The 15,201-nt window shown below is 67.8% G+C and carries 16 protein-coding genes; 9 read left to right on the top strand and 7 right to left on the bottom strand.

Translation table 11 applies throughout. The annotated features are described in order from the left end of the window. The 3 genes from AB0M24_RS07965 (at window position 1) to AB0M24_RS07955 (ending at window position 2,601) form a co-directional block, all read left to right on the top strand. Entirely contained in the window at window positions 1-1,368 is a 1,368-nt protein-coding gene (locus AB0M24_RS07965; RefSeq protein ID WP_363763051.1) for a HAMP domain-containing sensor histidine kinase, read from the top strand. 297 nt (window positions 1,369-1,665) lie between these two features. Further along, window positions 1,666-2,085 (top strand): SRPBCC family protein, encoded by a 420-nt coding sequence (locus AB0M24_RS07960; protein ID WP_363762414.1) that lies wholly within the window; start codon window positions 1,666-1,668, stop codon window positions 2,083-2,085. Between the two features lie 33 nt (window positions 2,086-2,118). Continuing rightward, window positions 2,119-2,601 carry a MarR family transcriptional regulator gene (locus tag AB0M24_RS07955; protein ID WP_363762411.1) on the top strand — a complete coding sequence of 161 codons (483 nt, stop codon included), beginning with the start codon at window positions 2,119-2,121 and terminating at the stop codon, window positions 2,599-2,601. A 357-nt stretch (window positions 2,602-2,958) separates the two neighbouring features. Here AB0M24_RS07955 and AB0M24_RS07950 read toward each other — a convergent pair whose 3' ends face one another. Then, window positions 2,959-3,624, bottom strand: a complete 666-nt coding sequence (locus AB0M24_RS07950; protein WP_363762408.1) for a hypothetical protein — start codon at window positions 3,622-3,624, stop codon at window positions 2,959-2,961. 271 nt (window positions 3,625-3,895) lie between these two features. Beyond that, a complete protein-coding gene (locus tag AB0M24_RS07945; protein ID WP_363762405.1) occupies window positions 3,896-4,774 on the bottom strand; it encodes a universal stress protein in 879 nt (292 codons plus the stop codon). Between the two features lie 197 nt (window positions 4,775-4,971). Here AB0M24_RS07945 and AB0M24_RS07940 point away from each other — a divergent pair, with 197 nt between their 5' ends. The 6 genes from AB0M24_RS07940 to AB0M24_RS07915 all read left to right on the top strand — a co-directional run bounded on the left by AB0M24_RS07940 (window position 4,972) and on the right by AB0M24_RS07915 (window position 9,989). Beyond that, a complete protein-coding gene (locus AB0M24_RS07940; RefSeq protein WP_363762402.1) occupies window positions 4,972-5,265 on the top strand; it encodes an iron-sulfur cluster biosynthesis protein in 294 nt (97 codons plus the stop codon). Window positions 5,266-5,275: 10 nt separating this feature from the next. Next, window positions 5,276-6,193 carry a universal stress protein gene (locus tag AB0M24_RS07935; RefSeq protein ID WP_363762399.1) on the top strand — a complete coding sequence of 306 codons (918 nt, stop codon included), beginning with the start codon at window positions 5,276-5,278 and terminating at the stop codon, window positions 6,191-6,193. A gap of 95 nt (window positions 6,194-6,288) precedes the next feature. After that, a complete protein-coding gene (locus tag AB0M24_RS07930) occupies window positions 6,289-6,525 on the top strand; it encodes a hypothetical protein (RefSeq protein WP_363762396.1) in 237 nt (78 codons plus the stop codon). Window positions 6,526-6,719: 194 nt separating this feature from the next. Continuing rightward, window positions 6,720-7,244 (top strand): hypothetical protein, encoded by a 525-nt coding sequence (locus AB0M24_RS07925; protein ID WP_363762393.1) that lies wholly within the window; start codon window positions 6,720-6,722, stop codon window positions 7,242-7,244. Between the two features lie 5 nt (window positions 7,245-7,249). After that, on the top strand, window positions 7,250-8,515 hold the full coding sequence (locus tag AB0M24_RS07920; protein ID WP_363762390.1) for an ATP-grasp domain-containing protein: 1,266 nt from the start codon (window positions 7,250-7,252) through the stop codon (window positions 8,513-8,515). Further along, a complete protein-coding gene (locus tag AB0M24_RS07915; protein ID WP_363762387.1) occupies window positions 8,505-9,989 on the top strand; it encodes a pyridoxal-dependent decarboxylase in 1,485 nt (494 codons plus the stop codon). Before AB0M24_RS07920 ends, AB0M24_RS07915 begins: the two co-directional genes overlap by 11 nt. Here AB0M24_RS07915 and AB0M24_RS07910 read toward each other — a convergent pair. From AB0M24_RS07910 to AB0M24_RS07890, 5 genes are all read right to left on the bottom strand, one after another. Further along, a complete protein-coding gene (locus tag AB0M24_RS07910; protein ID WP_363762384.1) occupies window positions 9,924-11,540 on the bottom strand; it encodes an FAD-dependent monooxygenase in 1,617 nt (538 codons plus the stop codon). The two genes, AB0M24_RS07915 and AB0M24_RS07910, sit on opposite strands and share 66 nt — an antisense overlap. Before the next feature lie 70 nt (window positions 11,541-11,610). After that, the gene (locus tag AB0M24_RS07905; protein WP_363762381.1) at window positions 11,611-12,453 is read right to left on the bottom strand and encodes a methyltransferase domain-containing protein; all 843 of its coding nucleotides are present in this window, start codon (window positions 12,451-12,453) and stop codon (window positions 11,611-11,613) included. 29 nt (window positions 12,454-12,482) lie between these two features. Continuing rightward, the gene (locus AB0M24_RS07900) at window positions 12,483-13,094 is read right to left on the bottom strand and encodes a dTDP-4-dehydrorhamnose 3,5-epimerase family protein (protein ID WP_363762379.1); all 612 of its coding nucleotides are present in this window, start codon (window positions 13,092-13,094) and stop codon (window positions 12,483-12,485) included. Window positions 13,095-13,125: 31 nt separating this feature from the next. Then, a complete protein-coding gene (locus AB0M24_RS07895) occupies window positions 13,126-14,235 on the bottom strand; it encodes a DegT/DnrJ/EryC1/StrS family aminotransferase (RefSeq protein WP_363762376.1) in 1,110 nt (369 codons plus the stop codon). Next, complete coding sequence (locus tag AB0M24_RS07890; protein ID WP_363762373.1) at window positions 14,232-15,200, bottom strand: NAD-dependent epimerase/dehydratase; 969 nt, start codon at window positions 15,198-15,200, stop codon at window positions 14,232-14,234. Before AB0M24_RS07890 ends, AB0M24_RS07895 begins: the two co-directional genes overlap by 4 nt. Window position 15,201: the final 1 nt, after the last annotated feature.

Raw genomic sequence — 15,201 nt, 5'->3', positions numbered from 1 at the left:
ATGCCGGTCCCGCGTCCTTCGCTGCGCTGGCGGGTAGCCGCGGCGTTAGGCCTCGGATCCCTGCTCGTGACCAGCCTGCTCGCTCTGGCCACGTGGAACCTCGCCTCGGACTACATGCTGAGGCAGCGACTGCAGGCCACGACCCGGCAGGCCGAGGTCAACGTCAGGCTGGTCGACGAGACGTTGCGGAGAGGATCGGACGGTCTCACCGAACTTCTCACCGGTCTGACCACTGATCCGGACTCGACGATCATGCTGTTCCGCTCCAGCGAGGTGCTCACGAGCGGCCGCCAGGTCGATCCCGCGGTCGTGCCGTCCGACCTGTTGGCGATGGCACGTGACGGCGTTCCGGCTCGGCAGCGCCTGCGTGCCGACGGCATCCCCGTGATCGCGGTAGCCCAGCCGCTCGCCGAAGGACAAGGGCTGTACGTGGAGCTCTTCCCGCTCGTCCAGCTCGATCGGACGTTCCGGTTCCTCAGCGGCCTGCTCATCGGCGGCACCGTGCTCAGCGGCCTCATCGGCACCACCCTCGGGTCGTGGGCCAGCAGACGCGCGCTGAGGCCGCTGACCGAGCTCACCGCAGCGGCGTCACGTATCGCGGGTGGCGACCTCAAAGCTCGGCTACCCGCCCAGGCCGACCCCGACCTCGCACCACTCGCCACCACGTTCAACACCACTGCGGATGCTTTGGAACAACGCGTGCTCCGCGACGCGCGGTTCGCGAGCGATGTCAGCCACGAGCTGCGATCACCGCTGACCACCATGGTGAACGCGGCCGCCGTGCTCAAACGCAGGCAGGCCGAGCTTCCAGGTACGGCGGGAAAGGCTCTCTGGTTGCTCACGTCCGAAGTGGACAGATTTGCCCGCATGGTGGTCGACCTCATGGAGATCAGTCGTGCCGACCAGGTCGGCGATCAGCAGGACTTCGAACCACTCGACCTGGAAGGACTCGTCCGCGGTGTGGCCGGGCACAAACTCGGCGAGGACGTCGAGATCGTCGTCGAGCCACCGCCTCCAGTCGTGTCCGGCGATCGACGCAGGCTCGACCGCGTCATCGGAAACCTGATCGAGAACGCGGAGTTCCACGCGGGAGGGGCCGTCCGGCTGGCCGTGCTGCACCACGACGGTCAGGCTCGGTTGGAAGTCGACGACGCGGGGCCGGGCGTTCCGCCGGACATGCGCACCCAGGTGTTCGAACGCTTCACCCGAGGTGACCGAGCCGGCAGCCGCGGTGCCGACACCGGCAGCGGGCTCGGTCTGGCACTGGTCGCCGAACACGTCCGGCGCCACCACGGCCGGGTCTGGGTCGAAGACCGTCCTGGTGGTGGAGCCAGGTTCGTCGTGGAGATCCCGGAGGCCAGCCGATGAGAAACGTCATCGTCGCCGTGATCGCCAGCCTCTCCATGGCCGCGTGCGGAGTGTCCACACAGGATGAACCTGAGCCGCTGGGCACTCAGACGACGAGTGGTGGAGCGCCGACTCCGATTGTGACTCAACGAAAGCACTCGCCTCCGGAATCGACCTCAGCCACTCCTTCGACGTCCACGGCGGTGACACCCACACCGTCGTCGTCGAGCTCGACACCGAACGATCGTTAGCCACTCGTCAGGTTCACGTTGGCCCTCCCACCAGAAGGATGGGAGCAATCCGCCGAAAGGACCCGCCTTGTCTCGAAGCCGTTCCATGCCCGCCGACGCGGAAGCCGTCTTCGACATCGTCTCCGACCTCGAGTACACGACCACCTGGCTACCCGGCTCCGTCGAGATCGAACGGTCCGGTCCGAACTTGATCCGGCTGTGGTTGCCCGGCCACCACACCGAACTGAGCGTGGAGCGTCAGGTCGCCATCGACTGGGAACGCCTGCGCATCACATGGGGCAACGACTCCACCGTCAGCTGGTCCGGCACGCTTCAGGTGATCAGGCTGACCTCCGGTCGCTGCGCCGTGACCGTCGACCTGACCGGTCCGCCTGCAGCCACTCGGTCGCAGATCGACGCCTGGGTGGAGTCGGCACTCGATGCCCTGGAAACGGTCATTGCCGCCGAAAGCGACACCTCGCAGCGGGTGATCCCCGCTGCGAGGTGATGGCAACCCTGCGCCTGCGGTAGAAAAGGGACCATGTCCCGGCCCAAGGTCGACACGAACGGTGTCGACGCGCTCACCGACGCGGTGCTGACCGCCTCGCGCCTCCTGGTCGCCATCTCGGCGCGATCGCTCGCCGCGGTCGAGGAGACGATCACCCTGCCGCAGTTCCGGATGCTCGTCCTGCTCGACAGCAGAGGCGCGATGAAGCTGACGACGATCGCCGAACTGCTCGACGTCAACCCGTCGACCGCGACCCGCATGGTGGACCGCCTGGTGATGACCGAGATGATCGCGCGCCAGCAGAACCCGGCTGTGCGCCGAGAGGTCGTGATCGAGCTGACTGCGGAGGGCCGGCGCGTGGTGCGGGGTGTGACGCGGCGGCGCCGGGCCGCGATCGGCCGGATCGTCGCGAAGATGTCCGGCGACGAGCGACGTGACCTCGTTCAGGCCCTGACCGCCTTCACCGAGGCGGGCGGCGAGCCATCGGTGACCGCGGCCGATCTCGGCTGGATCTGACCAGGGCGGCACAGCGCAAGTTTTGCTCTGTGCAACAAGGCGGTCTCCCCTAACGTTGCAGGCGAACCAACGCGGCACTCCGGGAGAGGTCATGCGCATCGTCACGAGATCCGTCGACGTCGCCGCTCCGCTCGCCGATGCGGTGCGGCGTTGGTCTACCTATGAACGCTCGTCCCAGCAGTTCCCCGACTTGCTGCCGAGTTTCCAGTGGGTCTCGGACCAGACCACCAGGGTGGTCCTGACGGCAGGCCCTCGTCCTGAGGCCTTCGCGGCTTTGGTGGAACTGATGCTGGAGAACGAACTCAAGCGATTCAAGCAGGTCGTGGAGGAAGATCGCCCGTTCCTGTCGGACATCGTTCAGCGATTGCCCTGGATCCACAGGGCTCTGCGACGGTTGACCAGTTCGGTCGCGAGCTCCGAGTCCTGAACCGGGAGGAGCCACGCCTCACCTGGCCCTTCGATCAGCATTCCGGGACCCGGACGCGCCTCGACGGTCGTACCGTCGGGCGATGCGAGCCACCAACGAGGCGACGGCTCGACGGGCAACTCAACCGGTGTCACATGCCTCACTTCGTCGAAACCCACTGACTTCGCAGCCCACTCGATGCGATCGCGCTCGACGACCACTCCCGCTCGCACACGGCTCTCCCGCAGCGGCAACGTCAGGCGCACGTCGGCGGATCCCAGCTCGGGTACGAGCGGCGTCAGGAGCGTTCGACTCGCACGACGGGCCCTCCAGCACATCCCGGCGCCCAGCAGGCAGCAGAGGGCCATCAACACGCCCGCCACACCCCTCCCAGCGCCGTTGGTGGCCGTCCAGGCAACGACGAAGGTGGGCACCGCGCCGACCAGTAGCTGGGCCGCCACAGCGAAGGCAGTCGCGGGCAGCCACCGTGCAGGATCCAGCGGTGCCTGTTGACGGAACCAGCGACGCAACACCACCGCAGCGATCGTCGAAACGACCAGCGGCACGACCCCGGGCCAGGAGATCCCCGCCCCGGTCACTGCTCCCACGACGAGCATCGCACCGCAGGTCAGCGATACGGAGGCAGGCAGAACGACCGAGGCCCACCTCAGGTCGCGCAGGGTACGGGACCACCGATCCCGCAACGCGGACTCCACCGCCGGGTCAACACTGAACATCGTGACTCCCGGCGGGGAACATCGGCGCCACCTGCTACTCCGTCCACGTCAGCCACGCCCACCAGGACGTCCTTGGCGGGCACTGCCGACCAGACTTCCCGGCGCACCGCGCGCAAAGATGCACCAGTACATCCCCGTGAGGCAAGTCTGTTCAGCCAGACAGGGGAACCGGCACGACCGCGACCGGACATGGGGCTTCCTGGACCACCGCGTGGCCGACCGACCCGAGCAGTGCTCGGCGCACTGGCCCTCTGCCACGACTACCGACTACCAACAGTTCCGCACCTTCCGCCTCCTCCACGAGCGTGTCCGCCGGCCGTTCCGAAGTGATCACGATCTCGGCCGGCACCTCCGGGTGCTTCCGCGTCCACCTGCTCAGCGAGTGAGCAACTGCCATCCGGGCATCCGCCAACGTCGCGCTGAAGTCGACCCTCCGCTCACGCAGCACGATGTCCAGCGGTACATCGCTCCAGGCGTGAACCGCGACCAGACGGGATCCCCGCCTCGACGCGTACTCATGCGCGAACGCCAACGCGTGTGCGGACGCCTCCGAGCCGTCGACCCCGACAACAACAGTGCGCTCCGCGGCGTCGTCCTGACCTCTCACCACAACAACAGGTGCCTTGCACCGTTGCACCACGTGCATGACGGTCGAGCCCAGGAACATCTCCGACAGCCTGCCCTCTCCTCGTGGCCCGAGGACCATCACGGCAGCGTCAGCAGAGGCTTCAAGCAGAACCTCAGCGGGATCGCCGAGTGCCACCGACTCCTCCGCCAGGACATCCGGGTGGCGCCTTCGGCATTCCTCGCGGACGTCCGCCAGCATCGCGTCAGCCCACTCCCGTTGCAGCTCATGGCCTGAGACCGAGGCTGTGTTCGCCGAGTACGCGTCGGCGTACAGGGGCCAACGAACCACGTGCAGCAGAAGGAGAACACGTCCTCTGCTCACTGCTTCACCCGCCGCCCAGATCGCGGCGTCCCGTGCTGCCTCCGACCCGTCGACCCCGACAACGACAGGATGGACAGTCACAACCCCACCTTCCTCTCCGATCAGCTCACCGACCAACGACCCACTTTCGATTGTCCGCAAATGACGAGGGCGACACGCTCGCCAACCTTTCGTCTATGCAACATTTGCCCTGATCATGAATCTGGACCGTGCATCGTCCTGCCTTCGGCTCATACGGTGTCCATGCCCGCACTTCCGCCGAGAGCAAGGGAACCGTCATGTTGGACGTCAGCAACCGAGCAAGCGAGGCCATCAACTCCCTCACCGCGGCCGCGGGCCATGCCGGCCAGGGCGGACTCCGGATCTCCTCCGTGACGCAGCCCTCACCCGGCCCCGACCTCGCGCTGACGATCGCCGATCGGCCGTCCATGGGCGACGAGATCGCGGTGGGAGCATTCGGCTCACGCGTTTTCCTCGACCACACCGCCGCACACGCCCTCGCCGACCGCGTACTCGACGTCCGGGACGACAACGACGGCAAGGTCCACTTCACCGTGCACGACAAGCGCTGAGGCCTGGTTCATGCGCGCTTCCAACGAGTTCACCGCCTACCGCGGTCGTGGCGGGCTCGTCGCGGGCTTCGACGGCTCCGAGCACGGGCAGCGAGCGATCCGGTGGGCAGCAACCGAAGCCTCTGCGCGGGAACGTCCGCTGCTGCTCGTCCACGCCCACCTGGCGGGCGTCACGACGGCCTGGGGAACGGTGGCCGCACCGGGATGGGGCGCGACCAACGCGGCCTTCGAGGACGCCTACATCCAGCGAGAGATCCAGGCGCACCTCGACGAAACGGCTCGGGAATGCCGCACGCAGGCACCCGAGGTAGCCACAGTTCTCGCGAAAGGCGAGTCGTCGCCGGCGCTGATCAACGCGGCCGGCACGGCGAACGCCGAACTGGTGGTCGTGGGAAGTTCCAGCCTCGGCCCACTTCTGCGCATCCTCTTCGGTTCCACCGCTCTCGACATCGTGCGGAGATCCGACCGGCCGGTCGTCGTGGTCCACCACAGCCGTCCGGCCACGGACGCCCCCGTCGTTCTCGGCGTGGACGGCACGGACACGAGTCTGCCCGCTGTGCGATTCGCCTTCGAGCACGCGGCTCGCCACGGCTGCGGACTGCGTGCCGTGCACGCGATGTCCGGCTCGGACCGGATCACCTCGGCCGTCGCGACATCGCGCGAGGAGTTCCTCGGTGCGTGGCGCCGCCGATACCCAGCGGTGCCCGTCGAGATCGACATCACCGAGGACCGGCCTGTACCCGCTCTTCTTCGCCAGGCCAAGGGAGCACGGCTGCTCGTCGTGGGCAGCAGCCGCACGAACGGCCGCAACCCGTTCGGCTCGGTCAGCCGTGCCGCGATCCACCGCGCGCCCTGCCCAGTGGCTGTCGTGCCCCGCGCGCGGCTCGGCAGTGCTCCCCCACACGTGCCGGCGCCGAGAAGGCGGTGATGCCTTCACCGCGCAGATCGCAAGCGACCTGTTAGGTGACATGGACCGAAATTGGCAGACGATGAGAACCGGAAGCACGGCAAGGAGGAAATGGAATGTCGGTTGACGTGGCGAACGCGGACCAGCAGGTCGAGGAAGTGACTGACGCGCTGACAGAGGAGTTCAGCGGGGTACTTCCGAAGCTGGTCGTGTCGCGGACGGTGCTGGACGCCCGCCGGGATCTCGAGGGACAGATCGTGCCCGAGGCGCTCGGTGAGATGCTGCACCGGCTCGCCCGCCACCGCCTGAACACCCTGGGCTCGGCCAAGAAGGCGGCGCCCGTCCGGACGTGACTGCAGAGGCCGGCCTGCTGGACGGCCCGAGTGCCGTGAGCCCACTCGTCGGTGGCGACGAAAAGCCAGCACGAAATTCGATCCGACTTAGCCAGATCAGGTGACGCACCTTTCGCCGGTCTATCGTTGATCAATACGATTCGCGCGCTGTTTCGGCCTCGATGAGATCGGGATGTGTGCACACGGTGATCCACATGACGACGTCCGGCCGCGTGATCTGCGTTCTCGCTGCCGCACTTGTTCCAGCTGTCGCTCCTGGCACCTCGGCGTCCGCGAGCACACCTGCGGCGGTGGTCTGCACAACTGCGTCGGAGTGGTCGTACTCGCCGGGCGTCGTGTTGCTGCCGCGGTCGCTGCGCACGACGGTGAAGGACACCTACAACTCGTGCACAGGTATCGGAGGCGCCGTCACCGCGACCGGCACGAGTGAGTTCGTCGTGGACCGCAGCGCAGGCTGCCTGGAGCCGCTCGCAGCGGTTCCGGAGACGAGGGTGATCACCTGGGCGGACGGATCCACCAGCACGTTCTCCTACACCGTGACCGTGACCTCGGCGCCTGGCGCCGACGTGATCACCAAGATCGGCACGATCACCGACGGAGTGTTCGCAGGGCGGTCGGCCCAGGCCGTGCAGGCGGCCCCCACGACGGATCTGCTGCTGTGTCTGACAGAGGACGGAATCACCCGCCAGACGTCACTGGGCACGTTCACCGTCCTTTGATCGGGATGCTGACCATCACCGGTGTGCCTCTCGAAGAGGGCACACAGCTCTTACGCCGGCACGCTCCCGAGCTGACGTGGCACGACCGGTCGCCGTTCATCGGCGCCGTGGCGAAGCCGGTGATCCCGTGGTTGCGGTACGCACATCGAGACCACCGCAGGGAGACCGACCTCACCGTCTCGGAGAATCCTCCTGCGCCACAAGGCTTCGGCGTCAGCTTCGCCCCCGAGGACGGGACCGGGGCCCACGTCTGGGCGGCTGCGTCCGGCCTGCGGTTGCTGGCCCCGGACGCGACCGCCGTGACCACCGCGGCGGACAAGATCCGCTCACTCGAGCTGTTCGAACGTGCCGGTGTACCCACGCCGAGGACCTGGGTCGTCACGGACGAACTTCCTGCGGCGGCAACGGGTGTGCTGGTCGTGCAGCGGCGGGAGAACAACCTCACCGGCAAGGGCACCCGCCTGGCCGAGACCCCTGCCCAGCTCACCGACGTGCTGCAGGCGTGGAAAGGGCACACGCTGCGGGTCTCGGCGCATGTCAGGGGCATTCCGCTGACGGTGAGCGGCATCGTGACCCGGCAGGCGACCGTGGTGTCGGCGTTGTCCCATCAGCTGGTCGGCCTTGCCGCGCTCACGCCGCACTGGGGCGCACACTGCGGAAACCAGCTCGTCTGCGAATGCGATCTGCCGATCGGTGCCGGATCGCGGTGCCGCGAGGTGTGCGCTGCGGTGGGCGAGCAGCTCAGGCGACTGGGTTTCCTCGGAGCCTTCGGACTCGACCTGCTGGTCACCCCTGACTCGGTGGTGCTGGCGATCGAGATCAATCCCAGGTTCCAGACGGTGGTGTCCCTGGTGCAGGCGGAGGAGCGTGCCGCAGGACTGCTGCCGACCCTCGGGGTGCACGTGCTCGCCTCGCTGCTGCCCAGCGTGCCCCTGAGGCAGGTCCGAGTTCCCCGTCTTCCCCTCAGCCAGCTCGTGGTGACCGCCGAACGCGCCGGCGTGCTCCGGGACGGTCTCGCCTCGGGAACCTACCGGCTGGAATGCGGCCGGCCACGGCGTTGCGAGGACAACGAGCTCGGCTCGCTGCGTCCCGGAGAGGCACTCTTGTGGGCGCATGCCAACCCTGGCGACGTGGTCAAGCCCGGCGAGGAACTCGTGCTCGTTCAGCTACCCGGTCCCGCAGCCTCGGTCGACCTGAAAGCCGAACTCACCACCGAGGCACTGCGGTGGATCCGGGCCGTGCGCGAAGCTTCGGTGATCGATGACGGCTGACGAGGCCGGTTGGCTCGACCTGCCGCCTGCACGCATGCGCGAGCTGGGCCACCAGGTGGTCGATCTGGTGGTCGACCACCTCACCGGGCTGCGAACACAGCCGGTGCGGACCCAGGCGACGCCGGACGAGCTGCGGCACGTCCTCGACGAGCCCGTACCGGACCAGCCGACGGATGCCGGCACTCTCGTGGATTTCATTGCACATGAGGTGATGTCGCGTTCCCTGCGGCTCGGACATCCCGGCTGTCTCGCGTTCATCCCGAGCAGCAACAACTTCCTCAGCGTGCTCGGAGACCTGCTCGCGTCGGGCTTCAACAACTCCCCTGGCGCGTGGCCCGTCGGTGCGGGACCCGCAGCTGTCGAGCTCGTCACGGCGCGCTGGCTCGCCACCCTGCTCGGTCTTCCGGAGGGTGCGGGCGGTGTGTTCACGCCGGGCGGAACGTTGGCGAACCTCACGGCACTCGCCGCCGCACGGGACGATCGGCTTGGATACGACGCAACCGGCGGAGTGCTCTACTGCTCAGAACAGACCCACCCAGCCGTGCTACGGGCATGTCACGTCATCGGGTTGCGCCGTGACCAGGTACGGACCCTGCCGACGTTGAACGCCGACACCGCACGAAGCGAGATCCAGGCGGACCGGGCCACCGGCTTGCGACCGTTCCTCGTGCTGGCGACCGCGGGTACCACCGGAACCGGCTTGATCGAACCTCTGCCAGAGCTTGTCGCACTGTGCCGGGAAGAAAGCCTGTGGCTGCACGTCGACGGCGCACACGGTGCCGCGGCGGCGCTGACCGAGCGAGGCCGCCGGGCACTGCGCGGGCTGAGCGAGGCGGACTCGGTCGTCATCGATCCGCACAAGTGGCTGTTCCAGCCGTATGAGATCGGCTGCGTGCTCGTGCGCGACCCCGAGGTGCTGCGCCGGTCGTTCACGATCGACGGATTCCGCGGGCAGGCGGGCTATCTCGCGGTGTCCCGCCCCTCGAACGCCGAGACCAACCTGTCCGATCGCGGCGTGCAGTTCACCACCGCCGCTCGTGCGCTCAAACTGTGGTTGTCGCTCAAGGGTTTCGGCGTGGAGGCATTTCGCGCGGCCATCGACCACGGACTCGACCAGGCCGAGTACGTGGCCGGTCGAGTCACCGATCACCCGGAGCTCGAACTCGTGGCAGGCCCGAGTCTGGGGATCGTCTGCCTTCGACACCACCGGGGCGCGGACGATCTGCAGGCCGCAATCTGCCGTGAGATCAACGAAAGCGGCCACACGTTCCTCGCTACGACGACCGTGGAGGGTGCTCTGGCGTTGCGGCTGTGCACGATCAACCCTCGGACCACGCGTGCGGACCTCGACCAGGTCCTGACCACGATCGCCGACACCGGACGCTCGCTTGCAGGCGAGGTCGGTCCGTCAGACACGACTCCGGCTTCGGTCTCCTCGCACAGCGTCGACCACGACGGTCAGGTCGGCGGGTAACTCGTCACCTCGCCAGGCAACGTGCCCGTCCGGACGGACCAACACGAAAGACCGTTGGTAGAGCTCGGAGATCTTCCCGTCACTGCGCTGCCGGACGGTCAGCGGAACGGCGCGCTCAGCGAAAGCGGCCTCGACCTCGGCCACGTCCTCGATCCTGCCGAAACACAGCAGCACGAACCCGTGGCCGAACAGGTCCAGCGTGGAGGTGGTGGCGTCCCACCACGCGTGCGCAGCACGGCTGCCGGGGTCGCTACCGGGACGCCAGTCGGCACTGGGCCGGCCGTCGTGCGCTGGAGCCTGCGGATCGTCGAGCACGAGCGGAGACCGGTAGCACAGTCCGAAGTGGATTTCCGGGGCGTCGAACTCGCGCCGCGCTCCGCTGTTCTCCAGCCGCCGCGCCATGTCCGCGCGCGCCCGCTCGCCTTCGGGGCCATCCAGGTGAATCTCCGGTGGCACCGTCCTGTCGAGGGTGCGCCGCAGGTTGAGATTGGCCTCCCGCAGACTCTCCACCGCGATGGGCCGGCGTTCTGTCTCGTAGGTGTCGAGCAGGTCTCTTCCCGCCCAGCCCTCCAGCGTGGCAGCGAGCTTCCAGCCCAGGTCGGCCGCGTCGCCGATACCGGTGTTCAGACCGAAGCCGCCGGACGGGGAGAGCGTGTGCGCGGCATCGCCCGCCAGGAAGATCCGGCCGCTCCGATAGCTGTCGGCGACGCGATGGGTGAGGTGCCAGTCGCCGTCGCTGACCAGTTCCACTGGGGTGTCGAACGCGATGGCCTCTCTGATGAGCGACAGGGCATCGGGCTGCTCGATGCCGGAATCCGCGCTGACGACCAGGTTGTACAGGTCGCTGCCGTTCAGCGAACGCATCGGGAAACGCAGCGTCGAGGACAGCATGAGGAAGTAGACGAGGGCTGCCCGGTCACCCAGCCGCTGCTTGAGTTCCGGGGCACGGAAGAGGATGTTGCGGAAGACCTGCGTCTCGTGTCGCGGTGGAGCCTCGATGCCGCAGGCCTGCCGGATCGGCGAGGAGGCTCCGTCGCAGGCGACCAGGAACCTGGCCCGGACGGTGCCGGCCGTGCCGGTGGCGTGGTCGGTGAGGGTGGCTTCGACGTGGTCGGTGGACTGGCGTACGTCCTCGACCGTCGTCCTCAGACGAAGCGGACCGTGCGGGTGGATACCCACGGCATTCATCAACACCGGGTTGAGCCAGTGGGCAGGACAGATCTGGTCGGGCTCGGGCGTGTGGGTGAACACCGGCCGGTTCGCTGTGGTGCCGCGGTGATACCGGTAGATCTCGTGGCCGCCGACTCTGGTGACCCACGCGATGTCGAGCGGGTGGTCGGCCGGCCAGCCCGCGTTGCGAACGGCCTCCGCGACACCCCAGCGGCGGAACAGCTCCATCGAGCGGGGACCGATGGTGCTCACCTTGGGATGCCGGACTTCTCCGTCACCGGCGTCGGCGACCACGCAGTCGATCCCGCGGTAGGCCAGGTCGAGCGCCAGCGCCAGGCCGACCGGCCCGCCGCCGACGATCAGCACGTCGGTGTCCGTCATGTGGTCCTGCCTTTCAAGGAGTCGTGGGTGGTTTCCGTCGCCCTGGCAACGAAAACCACCCACGAACGGACTAACGAGGGCGTTCCGCGGTGACCAGGAGGCAACCGAAGTCGTCGACGCCCGCCAGGTCGGACGGCTTGAAGTCGTCGTCGGAGAAGTGGAAGTTGCCCTCGTCCAACGCTGCGGGGCGCTCACCGCCGAGCGAGAGCTGCGCCAACTCTTCGGCGAGGCGCAGCGTGGTCTGCTCCGTCACGTCGAGGACCTCGCGCACTCGCAGCCCGGCGCGGTGCAGCATCGGGACGTAGTCGTCGATGTCGGCCGTGGTCGACATGAGGTCGCGGCAGAACTTGTCGATCCCGGTGTGCCGGACCTCCTTGCGCGGGAAGCGCTCGAAGATGTCGGTCAGCACGAGCCGTCCGCCAGGAGCGAGAACCCGCGCCACCTCGGCGAGCACCTGCTGCCGGTCCGGCATGTGGCACATCGACTCCAGCGCCATCACGACGTCGAACGAGGCGTCCGCGAACGGCAGCTTCATCGCGTCGCCGTGCTCGAACATGGCGCGGGCGGCGAGACCTGCCTCGGACGCGAGCCGGTTCGCGGTCCGGACCTGCTCCTTGCTGATGCTGATGCCCGTCACGCGGGCACCGGTGCGCTCCACGACGCGGAGGGCGGGACCACCCACCCCGCAACCCAGGTCGAGGACTCGGGACGAGGCGTCCACCTTCATCCGCTCGATGAACACGTCGGTGAGGCGGTCCATCGCCTCGTCGACCGTCGCCACGGAGTCCGGCGTGTCCCAGTATCCGATGTGGACGTTGGGGTTGAAGCTGCCGTCCCTCATCGCGCTGAGCGTCAGCTTGTCGTACAGCTCGCCGACGGCGTTCGGCACGGGCAGGGTCTGGGCGTTGCTCATTTCCTACAGCCTTTCCTTCTCTTGGTAGGTCATCCGGCCAGCGGGACGGTTTCCCGCTCGATCTGCCGGCATTTGTCGTAGTCGGGCAGCAGGCCCAGCGTTCGCGCCTCGGTGAGCATCACCGCCACGCGATCCCGCTCGGAGAGGATCGGCTCGAGGTCGCTGGGGAGAGGGAGCTGGAGGTCCGGGTCGAACACCGACAGCGCCAGTTCGTTCTCCGGCACGTAGCTGCCGGAAAGCATGTACGACATGGTGGTGTCGTCCTCCAGTGCCACGAACGCATGGCCGACGCCCACGGGGAAGTAGGTCGCCCGGTGGTGCTGCTGATCCATCACCACCGCGTCCCAGCGACCGAACGTGGGCGAGCCGACCCTGAGATCGACGACGATGTCCAGGGCCTTGCCCCGCGCGCAGTAGACGTACTTGGCGGAGCCGGGAGGTGTTGCGGTGTAGTGGATTCCGCGCACGACGCCGTACCGGGACACGCTGTGGTTGGTCTGCGCGACCCGGAACAGCGAACCGCCGAGTGCGTCGGTGAACGCTTCTTCCTGGAACGGCGAGAGGAACCGGCCCCGGTCGTCGGGGTAAACGGTGGGGGTGAACTCGAACGCCCCTTCGACGGCGAGCTCGCGGGCTTTCACATCTGCTCCTGTGGCTTGGCGGGACGGCGGTTCACAGCGTCGCCAGCACGTCGCGCAGCACGTCGATGACACGGTCCTGCGTGGCGGGGGCGAGTGCGGGGTACATCGGCAGCGAGAAGATCTCCGTGGCCAGCGCCTCGGTGACCGGCAGCGCACCCTGGGCGTACCCGAGGTGGGCGAACCCGGTCATGGTGTGCACCGGCCACGGGTAGCTGATGTTCAGATGGATGTCGTGTGCCTTGAGACGCTCGATGATCTCGTCCCGCCGCGGGTGACGCACCACGTAGACGTAGTACACGTGGTCGTTGCCCACAGTCGTCGCAGGAAGAACGAGATCGGTATCAGCGAGACCGTCGACGTACCGCTGAGCGACGGCGCGGCGACCGGCGATGTAGGCGTCGAGGCGCTTGAGCTTGCGCCGGAGGATCTCGGCCTGGACCTCGTCCAGCCGGCTGTTGTGGGCGGGAGTCTGAACCGTGTAGTAGCGGTCCTTCATCCCGTAGTAACGCAGCAGTCTCAGTTGCTCGGCCACCGACTCGTCAGAGGTGATCGTCGCGCCGCCGTCACCGTACGCGCCGAGGACCTTGGTGGGATAGAAGGAGAAGGCTGCCACGTCGCCGGAAGAGCCCGCGATGATGCCGCGCTGCCGGGCTCCGTGCGCCTGGGCACAGTCCTCCAGAATGGACAGACCGTGCCTGGTGGCGAGTTCCTTCAACGGGGCCATGTCGACGCACTGGCCGTACAGGTGCACAGGGAGCAAACATCTCGTGCGCTCGGTGATCGCCGCCGCCACCTGGCTGGTGTCCATGAGGAAGTCGTCCTCACGGATGTCGACAAAAACAGGGGTCGCACCGACCGAGTCGATCGCGACGACGGTCGGCGCCGCGGTGTTGGACACCGTGATCACCTCGTCGCCCGGTCCGACGCCCAGCGCCTGCAACCCGAGCTTGATCGCGTTCGTGCCGTTGTCGACACCGACGCAGTGCCCAACCCCGTGGTAGGCGGCGAACTCCTCCTCGAAGCCGCGCACGCTCGCGCCGAGCACGAGCTGCCCGGAGTCGAAGACCGTCTCCACGGCGTCCAAGATGTCCTGCCGCTCGGTCTCGTACTCGGGCAAGTAGTCCCATACACGCACGGTCATGCGCGAACCTCTCGATCGCTGCGGTGGTTGAGAGCGGCCACGGTGCGGCGCACCCCTTCGGAAAGCGGAATTCGCGGGTACCAGCCGGTGGCGGCCCGGAACGTCGAGGAGTCGATCGTGACGCTGCGAAAGTCCGTCACGGGTGCGTGCTCGGGTGGTGGCACGGATGTCACCGCGACCGGCTTTCGTCCGACGCGTTCCGAGACGGCCTGGGCGACGAGCTGGAAGACGTCGCCGAGCTCGTCTCCCCTGCCGGCGCCGACCAACCAGTGACCTCCCACCAGGGAATCCGGGTGGGTCAGCGCAGCCAGGAAAGCCGTCGCGATGTCGTCGACGTGCACCAGGTCCCGTCGCACGGTGCCGTCGTGCCACATGGTGATCGGCTCGTCGCCGAGCGCCCGTCGTGCCATCGCGGACACGACACCGTGCCCAGTCGAGCCGTAGACAGTCGGCAGACGCAGGCTGATGCCGCGCACACGTCCTTGTGCGGTGGCCTTCAGCAGGATCTCCTCGGCCAGCAGCTTCTGCTGGTCGTACACGGTCTCCGGCCGGTCTGGCTCGGTTCCGTCGAGCGGTTCCCGCGGTGGGACACCGACCTGGGACGCCGCCCCCGCGTACAGGACCAGCGGAGGAGCGCCGTCTCGAGGCCGCAGCACGTCGACGAGATCTCGCATCACGCCCACGTTCACGCGTTCCGCGGCTGGATCGGACTCCGCCGCACGCCAGCCGCCGTCGCCCAGCAGCAGGTACAGCACGGCATCGGACCCGGCGACCGCCTCGGCGAGCGCGGTCTGATCGGTCAGGTCCGCGGTGACGACGGACGTCTCCGCCCGACCGACCGGCGGCGTGATCGGGCTCCTCGACACGACCCGCAGCCGGATCGCGAGCTTCGACAGCACGCGCGTGACGGCGGAACCGACGAAGCCCGATGCCCCGAGCACGGTGACCACTGGTGTGCTGTCCATG

Source organism: Lentzea sp. NPDC051838 (assembly GCF_040681245.1).
Lineage (GTDB): Bacteria > Actinomycetota > Actinomycetes > Mycobacteriales > Pseudonocardiaceae > Lentzea.
Note: the sequence above shows the minus strand (reverse complement) of the source record. Positions and strands in the feature narration are given on the sequence as shown.

What these genes read in the sequence shown, in the direction of transcription:
- AB0M24_RS07965 (WP_363763051.1), top strand. Translation starts at nt 1, where the DNA reads ATGCCGGTCCCGCGTCCTTCGCTGCGCTGGCGGGTAGCCGCGGCGTTA.
- AB0M24_RS07955 (WP_363762411.1), top strand. Translation starts at nt 2,119, where the DNA reads ATGTCCCGGCCCAAGGTCGACACGAACGGTGTCGACGCGCTCACCGAC.
- AB0M24_RS07950 (WP_363762408.1), bottom strand. Translation starts at nt 3,624, where the DNA reads ATGCTCGTCGTGGGAGCAGTGACCGGGGCGGGGATCTCCTGGCCCGGG.
- AB0M24_RS07940 (WP_363762402.1), top strand. Translation starts at nt 4,972, where the DNA reads ATGTTGGACGTCAGCAACCGAGCAAGCGAGGCCATCAACTCCCTCACC.
- AB0M24_RS07935 (WP_363762399.1), top strand. Translation starts at nt 5,276, where the DNA reads ATGCGCGCTTCCAACGAGTTCACCGCCTACCGCGGTCGTGGCGGGCTC.
- AB0M24_RS07930 (WP_363762396.1), top strand. Translation starts at nt 6,289, where the DNA reads ATGTCGGTTGACGTGGCGAACGCGGACCAGCAGGTCGAGGAAGTGACT.
- AB0M24_RS07925 (WP_363762393.1), top strand. Translation starts at nt 6,720, where the DNA reads ATGACGACGTCCGGCCGCGTGATCTGCGTTCTCGCTGCCGCACTTGTT.
- AB0M24_RS07920 (WP_363762390.1), top strand. Translation starts at nt 7,250, where the DNA reads ATGCTGACCATCACCGGTGTGCCTCTCGAAGAGGGCACACAGCTCTTA.
- AB0M24_RS07915 (WP_363762387.1), top strand. Translation starts at nt 8,505, where the DNA reads ATGACGGCTGACGAGGCCGGTTGGCTCGACCTGCCGCCTGCACGCATG.
- AB0M24_RS07910 (WP_363762384.1), bottom strand. Translation starts at nt 11,540, where the DNA reads ATGACGGACACCGACGTGCTGATCGTCGGCGGCGGGCCGGTCGGCCTG.
- AB0M24_RS07905 (WP_363762381.1), bottom strand. Translation starts at nt 12,453, where the DNA reads ATGAGCAACGCCCAGACCCTGCCCGTGCCGAACGCCGTCGGCGAGCTG.
- AB0M24_RS07895 (WP_363762376.1), bottom strand. Translation starts at nt 14,235, where the DNA reads ATGACCGTGCGTGTATGGGACTACTTGCCCGAGTACGAGACCGAGCGG.
- AB0M24_RS07890 (WP_363762373.1), bottom strand. Translation starts at nt 15,200, where the DNA reads ATGGACAGCACACCAGTGGTCACCGTGCTCGGGGCATCGGGCTTCGTC.